This window comes from Cohnella caldifontis, from assembly GCF_029360585.1.
Taxonomy (GTDB): domain Bacteria; phylum Bacillota; class Bacilli; order Paenibacillales; family Paenibacillaceae; genus Cohnella; species Cohnella caldifontis.
The window spans coordinates 247,228-264,466 of record NZ_JAQZSJ010000001.1 but is presented as its reverse complement, the minus strand read 5'-3'; the positions used below and the strand labels follow the sequence as shown (position 1 = coordinate 264,466).

Here is a 17,239-nt window from a genome sequence, read left to right as displayed (position 1 = left end):
CGGGGAAGGTATGGCCTTTTGGTGGTGGGCAGCACTTTGCGCCGCGGCGGTTGCGGTCATCGCCGCGATCGCGTCTCCGGTGCGGATCCGGGTGCGTTATTCCAAAAGCGGGAAGCTGGATCAACTGATCGTCATCGTCAAAGCGTTGTACGGGTTGGTCCGGTTCCGGGCGGTCGTTCCGGCGATTTTGATCCGAGGCCAGAAGGTGCTGATCCGGCGAGAAACGACGATGCAAGTCGCGGGACAGCCCAATCGCGGCGCCGCGGATATTCCGCTCGGCATCGAAGCGCTGCGGAACAAGTGGCAAGGATACCGGGGCGTCCTTGAAGCGACGCGCGGTTTCCGCGAATGGATGGGCCGCACGCTGAAGAAGGTCGAATGCACCCGGTTCCGCCTCGACTTGCGGATCGGTACGGGCGATGCCCCATCCACCGCCATTATCAGCGGACTGCTTTGGTCCTTATACGGCGCCGCGATCGCTTTCGCGGGCCGGACGTTCACGCTCAGAACGAGGCCGCATGGCGCGGTAGAGCCGGTTTATAACCGCAGCGAGTTTTCGGTCGTCTGGGAGGCCGACTTCCGCGTCCGTCTCGGAACGGTGATCTGGTCGATGATCGGACTCGGCACGCGGGTCGTCCGGCTCCGCCCGGCCATCCGCAGCTGGAAGCGTTGGCTGGCAAACCCGAAGAGCGCCGGAGCAACCTGACGAGACATGACCAAAAGGAACATTTCGGGCCTGCGGAGGCACGGGGTGTTCTTTTTGTTTTCCTGCTTAACTTCGCCCCCTTTCGGGCATTCTACTTCCGACAACAATACACAAGCGGAGAGGGTTTGACTTCGTCAAACTCCCTATTAAAGGAGGAAATACGGAGATGTCCGAGCATCCGATCAACGGCCTTATGCAAACGGCCATGGAAAACATCAAGGAAATGGTCGACGTCAACACGATCGTCGGAGAACCGGTCGAAACGCCGGACGGCAGCGTCATTATCCCGATCAGCCGGGTCGGCTTCGGTTTCGCGGCAGGAGGATCCGAATTTTCGGCGGAAGAGGCTCAAAAGAACGGCGGCGCTTCGACCCCGCATAACGCTTCGGTGCAGCTGCCTTTCGGCGGCGGCAGCGGCGGCGGCGTGTCGATTACGCCGATCGCCTTCCTCGTGGTCGGCACCCAAGGTGTCAAGGTGGTGCCGCTCGACAACCAGACGCATATTTTCGAGCGTCTGATCGAATCCGCTCCGCAATGGGTCGATAAAGTCCGCATGATGTTCCAAGGCGGAGGAGCGCAAATGGGCATGTCCGGAGGGGCTTTGTCCGGAATGTCGAGCGCCGGGATGACCGGCGGGACGATGACCGGCGGGACGATGTCCGGCAGCTCCATGGCGCAGAGCAGCATCCCGGCGGGCGGCATGGCAAGCCAAGCCCATGGCGGCACGGCGGCGGGCGGCATGGCAAGCCCGGCCAAAGGCGGCACGGCGGCGGGGGCCTCGACGAACACCGTACCGGTCGCGCCCAAACCGACGGACCACAAAGATTTGAACTGAAAACCGCATTGGAGCAATGGAAAAAACCGGCGAATCGCCGGTTTTTTCCCGTTTCCGATCAGCGGTATACCCGGTGATCTTTCATACTTTAGGACACGCCTACATATATTGAATCGAAAGCCGCGGGTTTTGGACAAGGAGGATCAAGCTTGAATACTGCGGAATTGGCAATACTGCGACGCTGGACGGCCGTTTTGGCCGCGTTGGCGATATGGTTTTCGGCTGCCGGAGCCGCCGATTCGGCTGGACGGACGAAGCTGCCGCCTCCGCCGGGCAATCACGCCAAAGCGGCCTCGCTGATCGACGTAACCTCGGGGAGAATCCTCTTTTCCCAACGGGGGGACGAGCCCATGAAAATCGCGAGCCTGACCAAGATCATGACGGCGATCGTCGCGATCGAGCACGGCAACTTGAACGATACGGTAACCGTCAGTTCGCGCGCCGCCGGCGTGGAAGGCTCCTCTCTGTATTTGAAGGCCGGGCAGAAAATTTCCCTGCTCGATTTGCTTTACGGCTTGATGCTGCGTTCCGGCAACGACGCCGCGGTGGCGGTCGCCGAGCATGTGGGCGGATCCCTGGGCGGATTCGTTTATCTGATGAACAAGAAAGCGGAGGAGCTCGGCTTAAGCCGCAGCCATTTCGCCAATCCGCACGGGCTGGACCAAGAAGGGCACTACATGTCGGCCAACGACTTGGCCAAGCTGAGCGCGTATGCGCTGCGGAACCCGGTGTTCGCCAAAATCGTGAAGACACGCGTCCGAACGGCCCCGAACCCGAACGAACCGTGGGATTACAAATGGGTGAACAAAAACAAAATGCTGACGATGTACGAGGGCGCGGACGGCGTAAAGACGGGCTACACGAAGCAGGCGCTCCGCACCCTCGTCACTTCCGCCACCCGGAACGGCCAGCAGTTGGCCGCGGTGACGCTGAACGACGGCGACGACTGGGCGGATCACCGCAGCCTGCTCGATTACGGCTTCCGGTATTTCCGTCTGCAGGAGGTCGTGCGGAAAGGAGAACCGATCGCCGGTTATCCGTACGCGGCATCCGCCTCCTTCTCGTATCCGTTCAGCGACGGGGAACGCGATCGGCTGCGGATCAAGCTCGTCCCTCTGCGGACCGAATCGCCGGCTTATTCGTTCGGCAGCCGCGGGCAGCTGCGGTTTATCCTGGACGACCAGGTCATCGGAAGCGTGCCGCTTGTCGATCGGTTTATGCCTCGTATGGATAACGGCAAGCAGGGAACGTCATCGGATGCTCAAAGCGATGCCGAGGCGGGAACCTCTCGCCGATCCGCCGCAACGTCTTTCCCGGATGCCTTCCGCAAATCGCTTCGCGCTTTGCTGTTCGGTTGAGAAAATCGGATACTCGGTCAAACGAATCAGGGGAGAGGGGGGACCGGGATGGTGAACTGGATCTGGCTCGGCATGATCGTGGTCAGCGTCATTTGCGGCGCCGCCAACGGCAGGCTCGAGCAAGTGGCCGAAGCGGCCTTCGGCGGCGCGCAGACCGGCGTGACGGTCTGCCTCGGACTGATCAGCATCCTCGTATTCTGGATGGGGCTCATGAAAATCGCGGAAAACGCGGGTCTCGTCTCCTTCTTGTCCCGCTTGCTGGCGCCGGTCGTCCGCCGGATGTTTCCGGACGTACCTTCGGACCATCCCGCGATGGGTTATATCCTGTCCAACATGAGCGCCAACCTGCTCGGGCTCGGCAACGCCGCCACGCCGATGGGCATCCGGGCCATGCAGGAGCTGCAGAAATTGAATCCGGAGCCGCACGTCGCCACGCCGGCCATGTGCACGCTGCTGGCGCTGAATACGGCGAGCATTACGCTAGTTCCGACGACGATGATCGCCATTCGGATGAATTTCGGTTCGGCCCATCCGGCGGACATCGTCGGCACGACGCTGCTCGCCACGGCGGTCGCGACGGCGGCGGCGCTGTTGGCCGACCGCTGGTACCGAAGCCGCAGTCGGCCGAGCGATCCGCCTCCGGCCCTGCCTTCCGCCAAGAGAAAAGGTATCGCGCCCGCAGATCCTGCCGGCGGAGAAGGAAGCGCGGCGCTATGACGATCTGGATCGAGAGAATTTCCGCATGGACGATCCCGATGCTGATCGCGTTTATTCCGCTGTATGCCGCATTAAAGAAAGTACCCGTCTACGAGACGTTCATCGACGGGGCGAAAGACGGCTTCCAGACCGCGGTAGCCATCATCCCGCACCTGGTCGGCATGATGACCGCCATCGGCATGTTCCGCGCATCGGGCGCGCTCGACGCGCTGATCGGCCTGGCACGGCCGCTGCTGGAGGCGATCGGCGTACCCTCCGAAGTGCTTCCGCTGGCCTTGCTTCGGCCGATTACCGGCGCGGGGTCTCTGGCGTTCGTCTCCGATCTGATCAAAACCCAGGGGCCGGATACGTTCGCCGCGAAGGTCGCGGCAACCATCCAAGGAAGCACGGATACGACGCTGTACGTGCTCACGGTATACTTCGGGGCGGTCGGCATCCGCAACGCCCGCTATGCGCTCAAGGTCGGGCTGTTTTCCGACCTTGTCGGGTTTTTCGCGGCGGTGGCGGCATGCTGGCTGATGTTCGGCGCGATGTGAACCGAAGGTACGGCCCTGATTGTACAATCCCTGGAAAAGAGGGTATGATGGGGATGAGGTGAACGTCCCTTTGGAACGACTGCAGAAAATATTGGCGAATGCCGGCGTGGCGTCCCGCCGCAAATGCGAGGAACTGATCCGCGAAGGCAAAGTCGCCGTCAACGATAAGGTCGTGACGGAGCTAGGAGCCAAAGCCGACCCTTACCAAGACGTCATTACGGTATCCGGGCGGCCGATCCGGCGCGAGCAGAAGCTGTATTTGCTGTTCCACAAGCCGAAAGGCGTCATTACGACGATGGACGACCCGAAAGGAAGGTCCACCGTCCGCGATTACTTGAAGGGAATCAAGGAACGGGTATATCCCGTGGGCAGGCTCGACTACGATTCCGAAGGGCTGCTGCTGCTGACGAACGACGGGGATCTGGCCCACAAGCTGACCCATCCGAAGCACCACGTCCCGAAAACGTACCTGGCGACCGTCGAGCGGGTTCCGCACGGCAACGACCTGGAGAAGCTGAAAAAGGGGATCAAGCTGGAGGACGGCATGACGGCCCCGGCCGAAGCGGAGTACCACGACGTCGATCCGGACGGCAAATTCGCCACGATTTCGATCACGATCCGCGAAGGCCGCAACCGCCAGGTCCGCCGGATGTTCGACGCGATCCATCATCCCGTCACCCGGCTCAAACGGATCTCGTTCGGAGGCATTACGCTGGGCGGCCTGCAGCGGGGCAAATACCGCAAGCTGAACGCGGAAGAAATCCGCAAGCTGCGGGATGCGGCCGAGGGCATCGTCGATGACGCATCCGCGGAAGACAGCCACGACGAAGCGGAATAAGCTTCGGCATAGGACCAAGCGGCGCTGCCCTGGGCGTTCGCTTGGTCACACAATGTTCAAAACCGGAGGCCGGGTTCCATTGCCCGTGCCCCCGGTATTTTCGTTATAATGAAGAGAATGGAGCCAGGAGGTGAACGTCTCGTGAAGCGGTATCGGAAACCGATTCAATATATCGTCTTGTTCCTCGTGCTGTTGATCGGCGGATATGCGGTCGGACATACGCTGTTCGCTTCGACGGCCGTCCTCAAAACCGGCGACGAGCCGCCTGCATTCAAGCTGCTCAGCCTGGACGGGTCCGTGCACGATTCGGCCGAATACGCGGGCAAACCTCTGATCATCAATTTCTGGGGGACGTTCTGTCCGCCTTGCCGGGATGAAATGCCGGCCTTGCAAAACGTCTACGAACGGTGGCAAGACAAGGGCGTCCAATTGGTCGGGATCAACCTGAGCGAGGACAAGCTGAGCGTCGAAAGCTTCGCGCGCCAGGTCGGGGCCCATTTTCCGATTTTGCTCGACCGGAACCGGCAGACGGAGAAACGTTTCGGGCTCAAGCAGTATCCGACGACGTTCTTCGTGTACCCGAACGGCAAAATCGAAGCCATTCTGATCGGAGGACCGCTCACCGAAGAGCAGATCGAAGCCCATATCGAGAAGCTCGTGGCCGGACGATCGTAACCCCGCGGCGAAAACCGCGTCGAACCGAAAGGCAGGGAGGCAGCATCTTTGTTCTCGAACACCAAGTGTGAATGCGGGCATCAGAACCATGCGGGCACCGTGCTGTGCGAAAGCTGCGGCAAGCCGCTGACCGAAGAATGGGCCGGGAATCCGGAAACGCCCCTCGAAATGCGCTACGACGGCGTCGCCCGCCGTTCGCAGAAAGCGAATCCGGACCTGCTTGACCGAGTCTGGAATTTTTTCTCTTCGGTCAAAGTCGCCGTTTGGCTGATCGTCCTGACGCTTATCGGGGCGTCGCTCGGCACGATATATCCGCAGGAAAACACGTTTCTGAACCTGCAGACGTATCAGGAATTCCACGATTATTACAAAGAGCATTACGGAACGGCCGGGGTCGTCTACCATGCGCTCGGATTGTCCAGGGTGTATTCGTCCTGGTGGTTTATCGGCCTGCTCGTCATGATCGGGACCTCGCTCGTGATCTGCAGCCTGGACCGGGTGCTGCCGCTGTATCGCGCGCTGTCCAAACAGCAGATCCGCAAGCATATGCAGTTCATTTCGCGGCAGCAGGTGACCTATTCCGGTCCCGAGCCGGTAAACAAGGAAGCGTGGCTCGATTCGTTCGGCAAGGAGCTGAAACGGAAGCGCTATAAAGTATGGCGGGACGGCGACGCGCTGATGGCGGAGAAAAACCGTTTCAGCCGCTGGGGGCCTTACATCAACCATATCGGCCTGATCATTTTCCTGCTCGCCGTGCTCGGACGCAACGTGCCGGCTTGGAACATGGACCAGTACGTCAGCCTGGACGAAGGGGAAACCGAACAGATTCCGGGCACGAATTATTTCGTCAAAAACGAGAAATTTACCGTCGAATATTATACGGACGCCGAGCTGCCGCCTACGCTGAAGGGCACCGAGAGGCCGAAGCTTTTCGAGACGAAAGCGACGCTGTACGTCTGCACGGAGAGTTGCGACGACCCGTCCAAGGATCCGGTGCTGAGTCCCGTGAAAACCCACGACATCCGGGTGAACCACCCGTTATCCTACAAGGGACTCAAGCTGTACCAGTACGATTACACGCCGAAACCCAAGCTCGTATCCGTCTCTCCTATGCTCGTCGACAAGAAGACGGGAGAGCAATACGGGCCGTTCACGCTGTCGATGCGGAACCCCGCATTGACTTATCGCGCCGGTCCTTATACTCTGACATTAAAAGACAAATTCATGGATTTCGGCCTGGACGACCAGGGTCGCCCGATGACCAAGTCGCGGGAACCGAACGCGCCGGCCTTCGTGTTCATCATCCAAGGCCCGGACCTGCCCGAAACCGGAGAGACTTACATCTATTTCCCGCAGCAGATCGACAAGGTCAAATTCCGGCAGGACGTGCTGAACAAGGCGATCGCGGACAAGCTGGACATACGGGTCCCCTCCATGAGCGGGGTGGTTCTCTCCGAGAATACGTCGACCCTGAACGTCAGGGTGGACCGCGCGATGCCGTTCATTTGGACGGGCGCCGCGATATTCATGATCGGGGTCGCCATGGGCCTGTACTGGCACCATCGCCGCATCTGGCTCCGTTTCGATGACGGCGTGTTGTCCCTGGGCGCCCATACGAACAAAAACAACTACGGACTGCGCATGGAGGTGGCGGCGGCCATGACCAAGGCCGGCCTCCCGGTTTCCGACAAATCGCTCGACAACAGGAGGAAATCCCCTTGAGCTTGCTCGATTTCAGCCAGAAGGCGCTGTTGGCCGCGCTGCTGATCTACAGCGCATCCTTCATCTTTTTCATGATCGCGGTCGGCGGCAAAAAATGGAGCAACCGCGAGCCGGCCGCCCATTCCCGAAGATGGGGATGGACCGGCTTCGGTTTCGCCGCCGCGGGCTGGGCCGCGCACGTGACCTTCTTCGTCACGCGTTGGGTCGCCGGCGGCCATATCCCGACCAGCAACATGTACGAGTTCATGACGATGCTGGCCATGGCGATCATGCTTGCTTTCATCGTCATTTACCTGATTTACAAGAACGCGCTGCTCGGAGCGTTTACGCTTCCTCTGACGGTCATCATCATCGCTTATGCCTCCGTGTTTCCGTCCGAGATTCAGCCGCTCATCCCGTCGCTGAACTCGAACTGGCTGCGCGTGCACGTCACGACCGCCGCGCTAGGGGAAGCGTTCTTCGCCGTCGGCTTCGCGGCCGCGCTCGTGCAGCTGCTCCGAGTCATCGATTACAAGAGGACGGATAAGGCGGGAAAGCGCGCCCGCCGCTGGATGGAAGTGTTTCTGCTCGTGATCCTGATGGTCATCGGCTTCCTTCTGTCGGTCTTCTCCTTCCGGGCTGCCGGCTATCAGGCCGAATTCCATCAAGTGATCACGAAGGAAGACGACCTGGGACAGCAGCAGACGACCGAACGCCAGGTGGTCTATGGCCTGCCTCCCATCGTGAAGCCTTATAGCAGCGACACCGTGGAGATCGACTCCTTCCTGGGAATGAAAAAACCGTTGTTCGCCGCGCCTCCTTGGTTGAAGGGAGTCAATGCGGAACGCAAGCTGAACACGATCCTCTGGTCGATCATCTCCGGTTTGATCCTATACGGCTTGCTGAGGCTGATCGCACGCAAACAGCTGGGCGCGGTCATCCATCCTCACCTGTCCGACATCGACCCGGACGACCTCGACGAGATCAGCTATCGATCCATCGCGATCGGGTATCCTATTTTTACGCTCGGCGGTTTGATTTTCGCCATGATTTGGGCCCAGATCGCCTGGTCCCGGTTCTGGGGCTGGGACCCGAAAGAAGTATGGGCGCTGATCACCTGGCTGTTCTATACGGCATACTTGCATCTTCGGTTGTCGCGGGGGTGGCACGGCGCCAAATCCGCTTGGCTCGCGGTCATCGGTTTTCTCGTCGTGCTGTTCACCTTGATCGGCGTCAATCTCGTCATCGCCGGCCTGCATTCCTACGCCGGAGTTTCTTAAACCGCTGAGAGGAGCATTTTCGATGAGCTTGGGCAATCGGATTCTGGTAGTGGACGACGAGGAACGGATTCGCCGTCTGCTTCGCATGTACCTGGAAAAAGAAGGATACGCGATCGAAGAGGCGGAGGAAGGGGAGCAGGCGCTGCAATTGGCGCTGCAGAACGATTACGACTTGATCGTGCTCGACCTCATGCTTCCCGGCATCGACGGCGTGGAGGTATGCACCCGGCTGCGGCAGCAGAAGTCGACCCCGGTGCTCATGCTGACGGCCAAGGGCGAGGAAGTGAACCGCGTGCAGGGCTTCGAAGTCGGCGCCGACGATTACGTGGTCAAACCGTTCAGCCCCCGCGAAGTGATCTTCCGGATCAAGGCGATTTTGCGCCGTTCGTCCGCGACCGCCTATTTGTCGAAGGACCTCAATACGAGCAACAATATCGTGTTCCCGCATCTCGTGATCGAGCACGACGCGCATCGCGTGACGGCCGGCGGCCAAGAGGTGAACCTGACGCCGAAAGAATACGAGTTGCTGCATTACTTGGCCAGCTCGCCGGATAAGGTGTTCTCCCGGGAAGAGCTGCTCAAGGACGTGTGGAATTACGACTTCTTCGGGGATTTGCGGACGGTCGACACCCACGTGAAACGGCTGCGCGAGAAGCTGAACCGCGTGTCGGCGGAGGCGGCCTCGATGATCACCACCGTGTGGGGCGTCGGATACAAGCTGGAGGCGGCGAAGTAAACCATGGCGATCTGGAGGACGGTCGTCGGCAAGCTCTGGCTGACGATCATCGCGCTTGTCGCGGTAGTCATCACGACGGTCGGGCTGTTTCTGCTGCAATACATCGATCTGCAGTTCGCGGATCCGAACAAAATCAAGCATCTGTTCATTTATACGGGCGTCGTGGGCTTCCTGCTGACGACGTTTTTCGCTTTCTTCCTGCTGACGAAAATCACCCAGCCGCTTCGCGAAATGAAAGAAGCAGCGGATCGGGTGGCGCAGGGAGAATATGGAACCCGCGTGGCCATCCGGTCTTCGGACGAGATCGGGGAGCTCGCGAACACGTTCAACCAGATGGCTTCCGAGCTGGATACGCTGATCCGAGACCTCCAGCATGAGCGGGACCACCTGAGCAGCGTGCTGCGGAGCATGACCGACGCCGTCATTTCGTTCGACGCGGAAGGGGAGGTCATTCTGACGAATCCCCAAGGCGAGCACCTGGTCGAGGCTTGGAGCTCCGTCGATTGGGAGGACGAAAGCGGCTCCGAAGGATACGGGCAAGTGCCGGGACCGCTCCGGGAGACGTTCCGCAACGTGCTGTCTTCCGGCAAAGAGCTGTCGGACAAGGTGCACGTCCAAAACGAAGTTTGGTCCGTGGCGATGACGCCGCTGGCCGGTACGGATGCGGTGCGGGGGGCAGTAGCCGTGCTGCGGGACGTGACGGAAGAGTTCCGGGTCGACAAATTGCGCAAAGATTTCGTTGCCAACGTCTCGCACGAAATCCGCACGCCGCTCTCGATGGTGCAAGGATACAGCGAGGCGCTGCTGGACGACATCGCGGCGTCGCCGGAAGAGCGCCGGGAGCTGGTGCAAGTCATCCATGACGAGTCCCTCCGCATGGGACGCCTGGTGAAAGATTTGCTCGATCTGGCCCGCATGGAAGCCGGCCATATGGAGATGAACTTCCAGCAAGTGGACGTAGACGCGCTGATGGGGCGGGTATACCGTAAATTTTCCGCCTTGGCCAAAGACCGGGGCATCGCCCTCGCGAAGTCCGAGCCGCAAGAAGCTTTGGTGCTCCAAGCCGCCGATCCGGATCGGCTGGAGCAGGTACTGACCAACCTGCTCGACAACGCGTTCCGGCATACGCCCGCAGGCGCGCGGATCCGCATGGAAGCCCGCCGCAAAGAAGCGCCCCGCGGCGGAGACGTGCTGGAGCTGGCCGTTTCCGACGAAGGGGCGGGAATCCCGGCGGAGGACCTTCCGTACATTTTCGAACGGTTTTACAAGGCGGACAAAGCCCGCAAACGCGAGTCGAACGGTTCCGGGGGAACCGGGCTGGGGCTCGCGATCGTGAAGAACATCGTGCAGGCGCATCAAGGCAAAATCCGCGCCGAAAGCGAGGCGGGCAAAGGAACGGTCTTTACGATCGACTTGCCGATGTCCGCGAAACGGGGAAGCGGCGCGAAAGCTTCCTTTAAAGCTTAGCGGTCGCCATCGCAGGGCATGGAAGGGCAACGTCAACCGCTGGAGGGATCTCGCGTGGGCTTGCGGGAAAGATGGCTTCGGGTATTCTCCGGGGGAAACGGCAATTTGTCCAAGGAAGCGTTGATCGCCCTGTTCATCCATGGGTGCTTTCAGGTCGGCGCGTCCATGTCGGCGCTGTTCCTGAATTTGTACCTTTGGAGATTGACCGGGGACCTCTGGATCAATGGAATGTTCAACATCATCGTGTACGGCGTCACGCCGTTCTCCTTCGCTTTGGGAGGCTGGATCGCGAAGAAAAAGGACCGCATGGTCACCTACCGGTTCGGGATCGGCTCGATCGCGCTGTTTTTCCTGGCGGTCATCGCCTTGAAGGAACAGGTGGCCGCCTACTATGCTTGGTTCGGCTTGTTCTATGGCACGGCATTAGGTCTTTATTGGATCGGTTATATCATCCTGCAGTACGACGTAACCGATGCGGACAGCCGGGGAAGGTACATGGGCGTGAACATGATCGTGTTCAATACCGCGGGGCTGATCGGCCCGGCCTTGTCGGGCTACATCATCGGACTTTTCGAGGGGCTCAAGGGGTACATCGTCACGTTTGCCGCCGCGAGCGTGATGTTCCTGACCGCCGCTTTGTCCAGCACGAAAATCCGCCAAAGGACGTCCGCGCATCGCGCGTTCTACTTCAAATACGCATTGCCGATCATGAAGCAAGATCGGGCGTGGCTGCGGGCGTTGTTCGCGTTCCTGTTCCTCGGATTGTTTCAGGGGATCATGCTGTTCCTGCCCAACATCCTCTTATACCAATCGGTGGGAAGAGAGGATTGGGTCGGCCTCCTGACGGTACTGTTCTCGGCGTTCACGATCACGATGGGCTTCGTGGTCTCCAGGCAGAAAGACCGGTCGCGCGTGCGGGGCGAACTGCTCCTGTCCTCTTTATGCGTCTGCGCGGGAGCCTGGTTGCTGCTTTTCCAAGTATCGGCCTGGACCGTGGTTCCTTTCATGATCGTGTTCTCCTTCTTTAACCCGCTGACGATCAATACGCTGACGACTTACTATTATCGGCGGATGGATTTTCTGCCGCTCAAGGGGCACTTCCGCATCGAAGCGATCGTGCTCCGGGAGTTTTTCCTGAATGCGGGCAGGGTGCTGTCCATTCTATTCCTGATCGTGTTCGTCGACAACCCCGCTTCTCCGACATTGCCGGTTGTCCTGGCCATCGCGTCTTTGCTGCAATTCGGCATGATCGCGCTGGTGGAACGGCGGAAGACGGCATTCCGTGCCGTCCGAAACGAAGAAAAAGCCTCCGGCCTGTAATAGGTCCGGAGGCTTTTTCTTCGTTTGTACGGGGGCTCCCCCAAAAGTAATCGGAGTAGGCTGCAAAGCTAAACGCCACTTTTGGGGGACCGAATTAGAACAATTGGATTTCTTTGGCGCTGTTGAGGTCGGGCAGGGCAGTGACTTGCGTCTGCACTTCCTTCGGCACGGCTTTGTCCACGCCGAGCACCATGATGGCGGCGCCGCCGATCACTTTGCGTCCGACCTGCATGGTGGCGATGTTGATGCCGCTATTACCGAGCAGGGTGCCCACGCGGCCGATGATGCCGGGTTTGTCGTGGTGGGAGATGAGCAGCAGGTGGCCTTGCGGCTCGACGTCCACCGGGAATTTATCGATCTGCGTGATGCGCGGGCCGAATCCGTTGAGCAGGGCGCCGGCGACGACGCGTTCTTCTTTGTTCGTTTTCAAAGTAACGCTGACGAGGTTCGTGAAGCCTTTGGTCGCTTGCGTCGTGGAGACGACGACGTTGACGCCCCGCGTTTTGGCGAGGTGGAAGGCGTTGACGACGTTGACCACGTCGGAACCGAGATGGTGAGCCAGCACGCCTTGCACGACGTAACGGGTCAGGGGAGCGGTGTCCACGTCGGCCAGGTCTCCGGCATAGCTGACGGAAATCTCCTTGACCGGACCTTCGGCGATTTGCGCCGCGAAGCTGCCGAGCTTCTTGCCGAGCGCGAAGTACGGCTCCAGCTTAGACATTACTTCTCCCGGCACCGGCGGCATGTTGACCGCGTTCTTGAACGGCTCGCCGCGGAGGATGTGCAGCAGCTGCTCCGAAACGTCGATGGCCACGTTCTCCTGCGCTTCCACGGTCGAAGCGCCGAGGTGGGGGGTCACGATGATCTTCGGATGCTTAAGGAACGGATGATCGGGTGCCGGCGGTTCTTCCTCGAATACGTCGAACGCGGCGCCGGCGACGATGCCTGCATCGATCGCTTCCACGAGCGCGTTCTCGTCGATGATGCCGCCGCGCGCGCAGTTGATGAGGCGCACGCCTTTCTTCGCGCGGGCGAACTGCTCTTTGCCGATCATATGTCGGGTTTCCGGCGTCAGCGGGGTATGGACCGTAATGAAATCGGCGTCGCGGATCACTTCGTCCACGGTCGCCAGGCGCACGCCAAGCTTCTCGGCGCGTTCTTCGGTCAAGAAAGGATCGTAACCGTAGACCGTCATGCCGAACGCCTTGGCTCTCGCCGCTACTTCGCTGCCGATACGTCCCATGCCGAGCACGCCCAGCACTTTATTGCGCAGCTCCACGCCGACGAACGATTTGCGGTCCCAGACGCCGCCGACCGTTTTCAGATACGCTTGGGGAATATGGCGGGCGAGCGCCATCATCATGGCGAAAGTATGCTCGCAGGTCGTGATCGTGTTGCCGTCCGGCGCGTTGATGACGATGATCCCCCGGCGCGTTGCCGCGTCCAGGTCGATGTTGTCCACGCCGACGCCGGCGCGCCCGATGACTTTGAGCTGCTTGCCGGCGGTCATGATCCGCTCGGTGACCCGGGTTTGGCTCCGGACGAGCAGGGCGTCGTATTCGCCGATAATGGCAACGAGCTCGTCTTCGGAAAGACCGGTTTTCTTGTCGATGGCCACGTCGGAAGCTTCGGCCAAGAGCGAGATCCCCAAATCGCTGATCGGATCCGACACCAAAACTTTAAACATACGAGTGATCCCCCTTTAGTTCCCCCGATACGGCCGTTCTCCAGAACGGGAAAGTTCCAAAAAAATCCTCCGCGGCGTCCCCCTTCCGAGCGGGTGACGGCACATGGAGGATGGCTGTCCGGGGTGGACTGCTTTACATCGGATTTTACTATTTTAAAGCAACGGGGTGCTTGTTGCAATGTCCAATCTGCGACAAAAACCGATTTTGGCGCGTATCCTTATTTGTCGGGAATGAAGAAGGGGAGCTGCGGCAGTTGCTCGTTCGGATAAAGCGCCGACTTGCTCGCCAAGAAGTCGCCGCTGCGCACCGCGTCGGTGCCCGTCAGCAGTTCCGCGATGGAGCCGACGGTCGTTTGCTTCATTTTGTCCGCTTGGCCGGAACGGATGAATTCGTCGATTCTAGCCGTCAGGTCATGGGGCAGAAAACCCGCGAACAAGGAATTAGCCGACAAATAATCGGCGATCGCCTTGTTCTTGACGACGAGAGGCAGCGTTTTCCACTTGGATAGCTCGAGAACGGCCGGCGTCTTGTAATCGCCGGGGATTTCCATGTTGACCGTAGAGGCCCATTTGAGCATGGACGAATAGTACTCGTTCTGGGCGGTCAGCGCGAACTTGCGGCCTTCTTTGAAAAACGCCTGTTCGCCCATCGCCTTGAGCAGCTGGTCCCCCGTGGCTTGATTGGCGGTGGAGGACAAGGCCGAGAAGCTCTCCGAAAACAGCTTCAGGCTTTTGAGATAATCGGTCTGCGCCTGCTTGAGCAGCGGGGAAGAAGCCGGTACGAACGCGACGCGGATTTTCTCGTACCGGGCGTCGGCCGTTTTCGCGAGTTCTTTGAGGGAAGCGGCCAGATCGCTGGACGGATCCGACCATTTGTCTTCCGCTTCGAACAAGCTCGTCTGAAATTCACGATAAGGCAAAAATACGGTATGATAAAAGGAAACCAAGTCTTGCTGCTGATAGGCGTTCGGCGCGGACGGTTCGGAAGGCTTGGCGGCCTGCGCGGTTTCGGCGGAATCCCCGCCCGCCCGGTCGGTCCCTACTTTCACTCCGTAAAAAAAGGCTCCGATGGCGATGACGAGCATGAGCAGGAACGCCAGCGAAAAGCCCAGGTCGGTTCGGTTCAAACGCTTCTCCATAAATGCTCCTTTTAGAAGTGGTCGGATTTTCTAGCTTTAAGTATAGAAAAATTCCGGTTGTTTGAACATACAAATTTCGCAAAATGATGAGGGATTATGAGAAAATTCGACATCCGGAATTTAAAGCTCCGCAAAGTGACGGTCGATGATCTGGACGACCGGATGCTGCTGGCCAATTTGTATCTCACCCAGGCACTTACTTTCATTATCGGAATCGCATGGATATTTTTTCAGGGCCGGAATCCGCTCCGACTGCTGGACATCCCCGGGGATTGGAAATTCGCCTTGTGGGGAGCGGGACTGGCCGCCGCGGTATTGGCCGTGGATCTGGCGATCTCCCGATGGGTGCCGGATGAAGCTTCGGACGACGGCGGGGTGAACGAGCGGATTTTCCGCTCGCGGCCGGTCTGGCACATCGCGTCGATCGCGCTGGTCGTGGCCGTTTGCGAGGAGCTGCTGTTCCGCGGGGCGATCCAATACGCGATCGGTCCCTATTGGACCAGCATCGTCTTCGCGTCTATCCACGTCCGGTATTTGCGGCACTGGATCCCGACCGGCCTCGTGTTCTCGATCAGCTACGGCCTCGGCTGGATCCAGGCGTGGAGCGGGACGATATGGGCGCCGATCGCCGCGCATTTCCTCGTCGATTTGACCATGGGACTCATTATCCGTTTTCGGAGTGACAAAGAATGAACGAGAAAGAACCCTCGTCTGTTTGGGCCAAATTCCGGCAAGCGAAGGAGCAGGCGCTGGCTTCGGAAGAGGAACGGGATCCGGATATGAAGCTGTCGCTGGAGGAACTCGAGGCGGCGATCGCCGAGGCGGCCGCCTCTTCGGGGCTGCCCGAGACGGGGCTGCCTCCCCGCGCGGTGGTGCATCCTTCGCAGAAGCGGCAGCTGTCCCGCTGGTTTTACCGGGTGCTGCTCATCCTGTTCGCGGTACTGGTCGGCGGCCTCGTGTGGTGGGGGCGGCAGAAGTACGGGTCGTAACGCGGCATGTGCCCGCGGCAGAGCTTCTGTAACCCGATTTCATTCGAGTTACGGTATTGATTCGCTGAACGTTATAGTGGATACAGGAGTAGTCGGTTTAGCGAAAAGATAGGGGCGATGTACGGAAAAATCGGACAACGGTGGCGGTTTAGCGAAAAGTTGAGGGCGATGTACGGAAAAATCGGACAACGATGCGTTGAGTAGGCCAAAATAACGACAGAACGAACAAACTCCCCTGTATTCGTCCTATCCGGACGATAAAGGGGAGTTTTTCGCATCCGCAACCTTATTTCGCAACGCACGCTTACGCCACCAGGAGGGCGCGCATGCTGCCTTACTCGGTCTTAAGCTCGATCTGGGCGGGATCCACGAAGGAGTACCCTTTATCCTCCAGCTGAGTCAGCAAGCGGTCGAGCGCGTCCGCCGTCCAAGGGAGCTCGTGCATCAAAATGTTGCTGCCCGGGTTCAGCTGCTTCATGACGTTGTCGATGACCGCTTGCGGCTTATCCTTCACGTTTTTGCCCAAATCCCAGTCGAGCGAGCCGTTCGACCAGGTCATGAACATCAGGCCGTTCTCCTTGGCGACCCGATGGACGGCGTCATTCGCCGACGCGAAAGGCGGGCGGAAAAATACGGGCGTTTTGCCGGTAATGTCCAACACCATTTTCTGCACGCTTTCGATCTGTTCCCGGATTTTGTCCTCTTTCTCCTTGCCCAGCATGATATGGTCATAGGAATGGTTGCCGATCGTCTGGCCGCGCTCGTCGATTTCCTTGAGCAGCTCGGGATGAGCTTTGATCCGATAGCCGTTCACGAAAAAGATCGCTTTGGCATGGTGCTTGTCCAACGTATCCAAAAGCTTGCCGAGCATCTCTTGTTCTTTCGGACCGTCGTCGAAGGTGAGCAGCACGACTTTATTCGCGGTTTTTTGTTTGTCGATCGGAACGATGAAATAAGCTTTGTTCATCTTGTAGGCCGGGGCGGGCGGTGCCTTCTCGGTCGGCTCGGGCGACGCCTGCGGGGCGGCCGGAGAGGACCCCGGGGCCGCGGAAGGCGCTGCGGAAGCGCTGGCGGAAGGCGACGCCGGAGCGGCGGATGCGGTCGGCACGGCGGACGACGGCGCGGCCGAAGCTATGGCGGACGATGGTGCCGTAGCGGCGGGACTGGCATCCCCGCAGGCGGTCAAGCCCAACAACAAGGCGGAAGAACATGCGGCGGCGAGTGCAAGGGAAGATTTCCTTTTGGGCATGATCGT

Annotated in this window: 16 protein-coding genes and 1 pseudogene; 14 read left to right on the top strand and 3 right to left on the bottom strand. The window is 59.5% G+C overall.

The features are described 5' to 3' along the window. The first annotated feature begins 10 nt into the window (after nucleotides 1–10). From PTZ19_RS01310 to PTZ19_RS01255, 12 genes and pseudogenes are all read left to right on the top strand, one after another. Nucleotides 11–706 carry a DUF2953 domain-containing protein gene (locus PTZ19_RS01310; protein ID WP_276351763.1) on the top strand — a complete coding sequence of 232 codons (696 nt, stop codon included), beginning with the start codon at nucleotides 11–13 and terminating at the stop codon, nucleotides 704–706. Between the two features lie 166 nt (nucleotides 707–872). Continuing rightward, nucleotides 873–1,289, top strand: a pseudogene (ytfJ, locus tag PTZ19_RS01305) (GerW family sporulation protein); the annotation flags it as partial. A 401-nt stretch (nucleotides 1,290–1,690) separates the two neighbouring features. Continuing rightward, nucleotides 1,691–2,899, top strand: a complete 1,209-nt coding sequence (locus PTZ19_RS01300; protein WP_422614953.1) for a D-alanyl-D-alanine carboxypeptidase family protein — start codon at nucleotides 1,691–1,693, stop codon at nucleotides 2,897–2,899. A gap of 48 nt (nucleotides 2,900–2,947) precedes the next feature. Then, nucleotides 2,948–3,616 carry a nucleoside recognition domain-containing protein gene (locus PTZ19_RS01295; protein ID WP_276351761.1) on the top strand — a complete coding sequence of 223 codons (669 nt, stop codon included), beginning with the start codon at nucleotides 2,948–2,950 and terminating at the stop codon, nucleotides 3,614–3,616. Next, on the top strand, nucleotides 3,613–4,152 hold the full coding sequence (locus PTZ19_RS01290; protein ID WP_276351758.1) for a spore maturation protein: 540 nt from the start codon (nucleotides 3,613–3,615) through the stop codon (nucleotides 4,150–4,152). Before PTZ19_RS01295 ends, PTZ19_RS01290 begins: the two co-directional genes overlap by 4 nt. A gap of 70 nt (nucleotides 4,153–4,222) precedes the next feature. Next, nucleotides 4,223–4,990 (top strand): pseudouridine synthase, encoded by a 768-nt coding sequence (locus tag PTZ19_RS01285; RefSeq protein WP_276351755.1) that lies wholly within the window; start codon nucleotides 4,223–4,225, stop codon nucleotides 4,988–4,990. Nucleotides 4,991–5,131: 141 nt separating this feature from the next. Continuing rightward, nucleotides 5,132–5,665: a redoxin domain-containing protein gene (locus PTZ19_RS01280; protein ID WP_276351753.1), complete on the top strand. Its 534-nt coding sequence runs from the start codon at nucleotides 5,132–5,134 to the stop codon at nucleotides 5,663–5,665. Between the two features lie 48 nt (nucleotides 5,666–5,713). After that, nucleotides 5,714–7,387, top strand: coding sequence for a cytochrome c biogenesis protein ResB (resB, locus tag PTZ19_RS01275; protein ID WP_276351749.1), 1,674 nt, complete (start codon nucleotides 5,714–5,716; stop codon nucleotides 7,385–7,387). After that, a complete protein-coding gene (gene ccsA / locus PTZ19_RS01270; protein ID WP_276351746.1) occupies nucleotides 7,384–8,646 on the top strand; it encodes a cytochrome c biogenesis protein CcsA in 1,263 nt (420 codons plus the stop codon). Before resB ends, ccsA begins: the two co-directional genes overlap by 4 nt. 22 nt (nucleotides 8,647–8,668) lie before the next feature. Further along, the gene (locus PTZ19_RS01265) at nucleotides 8,669–9,382 is read left to right on the top strand and encodes a response regulator transcription factor (RefSeq protein WP_276351743.1); all 714 of its coding nucleotides are present in this window, start codon (nucleotides 8,669–8,671) and stop codon (nucleotides 9,380–9,382) included. A 3-nt stretch (nucleotides 9,383–9,385) separates the two neighbouring features. Then, entirely contained in the window at nucleotides 9,386–10,849 is a 1,464-nt protein-coding gene (locus PTZ19_RS01260; RefSeq protein WP_276351741.1) for a HAMP domain-containing sensor histidine kinase, read from the top strand. 54 nt (nucleotides 10,850–10,903) lie between these two features. Next, nucleotides 10,904–12,169 (top strand): MFS transporter, encoded by a 1,266-nt coding sequence (locus tag PTZ19_RS01255; RefSeq protein WP_276351739.1) that lies wholly within the window; start codon nucleotides 10,904–10,906, stop codon nucleotides 12,167–12,169. A 94-nt stretch (nucleotides 12,170–12,263) separates the two neighbouring features. On the opposite strand, the gene serA is transcribed toward PTZ19_RS01255, so the two are convergent. Together serA and PTZ19_RS01245 are read right to left on the bottom strand one after the other, a co-directional pair. Then, nucleotides 12,264–13,856, bottom strand: coding sequence for a phosphoglycerate dehydrogenase (gene serA, locus PTZ19_RS01250; protein ID WP_276351735.1), 1,593 nt, complete (start codon nucleotides 13,854–13,856; stop codon nucleotides 12,264–12,266). A gap of 218 nt (nucleotides 13,857–14,074) precedes the next feature. After that, the gene (locus PTZ19_RS01245; RefSeq protein WP_276351733.1) at nucleotides 14,075–14,995 is read right to left on the bottom strand and encodes a hypothetical protein; all 921 of its coding nucleotides are present in this window, start codon (nucleotides 14,993–14,995) and stop codon (nucleotides 14,075–14,077) included. Nucleotides 14,996–15,091: 96 nt separating this feature from the next. Between PTZ19_RS01245 and PTZ19_RS01240 the strand changes: the two genes are divergently transcribed. Together PTZ19_RS01240 and PTZ19_RS01235 are read left to right on the top strand one after the other, a co-directional pair. Next, entirely contained in the window at nucleotides 15,092–15,688 is a 597-nt protein-coding gene (locus tag PTZ19_RS01240; RefSeq protein ID WP_276351730.1) for a CPBP family intramembrane glutamic endopeptidase, read from the top strand. After that, nucleotides 15,685–15,984: a hypothetical protein gene (locus tag PTZ19_RS01235; protein WP_276351726.1), complete on the top strand. Its 300-nt coding sequence runs from the start codon at nucleotides 15,685–15,687 to the stop codon at nucleotides 15,982–15,984. Before PTZ19_RS01240 ends, PTZ19_RS01235 begins: the two co-directional genes overlap by 4 nt. A 334-nt stretch (nucleotides 15,985–16,318) precedes the next feature. Here the strand turns inward: PTZ19_RS01235 and PTZ19_RS01230 are convergent, their stop codons facing one another. Continuing rightward, entirely contained in the window at nucleotides 16,319–17,233 is a 915-nt protein-coding gene (locus tag PTZ19_RS01230) for a polysaccharide deacetylase family protein (protein WP_276351723.1), read from the bottom strand. Nucleotides 17,234–17,239 lie beyond the last annotated feature (6 nt).

What these genes read in the sequence shown, in the direction of transcription:
- PTZ19_RS01245 (WP_276351733.1), bottom strand. Translation starts at nt 14,995, where the DNA reads ATGGAGAAGCGTTTGAACCGAACCGACCTGGGCTTTTCGCTGGCGTTC.
- serA (WP_276351735.1), bottom strand. Translation starts at nt 13,856, where the DNA reads ATGTTTAAAGTTTTGGTGTCGGATCCGATCAGCGATTTGGGGATCTCG.
- PTZ19_RS01260 (WP_276351741.1), top strand. Translation starts at nt 9,386, where the DNA reads ATGGCGATCTGGAGGACGGTCGTCGGCAAGCTCTGGCTGACGATCATC.
- PTZ19_RS01265 (WP_276351743.1), top strand. Translation starts at nt 8,669, where the DNA reads ATGAGCTTGGGCAATCGGATTCTGGTAGTGGACGACGAGGAACGGATT.
- PTZ19_RS01295 (WP_276351761.1), top strand. Translation starts at nt 2,948, where the DNA reads ATGGTGAACTGGATCTGGCTCGGCATGATCGTGGTCAGCGTCATTTGC.
- PTZ19_RS01235 (WP_276351726.1), top strand. Translation starts at nt 15,685, where the DNA reads ATGAACGAGAAAGAACCCTCGTCTGTTTGGGCCAAATTCCGGCAAGCG.
- PTZ19_RS01290 (WP_276351758.1), top strand. Translation starts at nt 3,613, where the DNA reads ATGACGATCTGGATCGAGAGAATTTCCGCATGGACGATCCCGATGCTG.
- PTZ19_RS01230 (WP_276351723.1), bottom strand. Translation starts at nt 17,233, where the DNA reads ATGCCCAAAAGGAAATCTTCCCTTGCACTCGCCGCCGCATGTTCTTCC.
- PTZ19_RS01240 (WP_276351730.1), top strand. Translation starts at nt 15,092, where the DNA reads ATGAGAAAATTCGACATCCGGAATTTAAAGCTCCGCAAAGTGACGGTC.
- PTZ19_RS01310 (WP_276351763.1), top strand. Translation starts at nt 11, where the DNA reads ATGGCCTTTTGGTGGTGGGCAGCACTTTGCGCCGCGGCGGTTGCGGTC.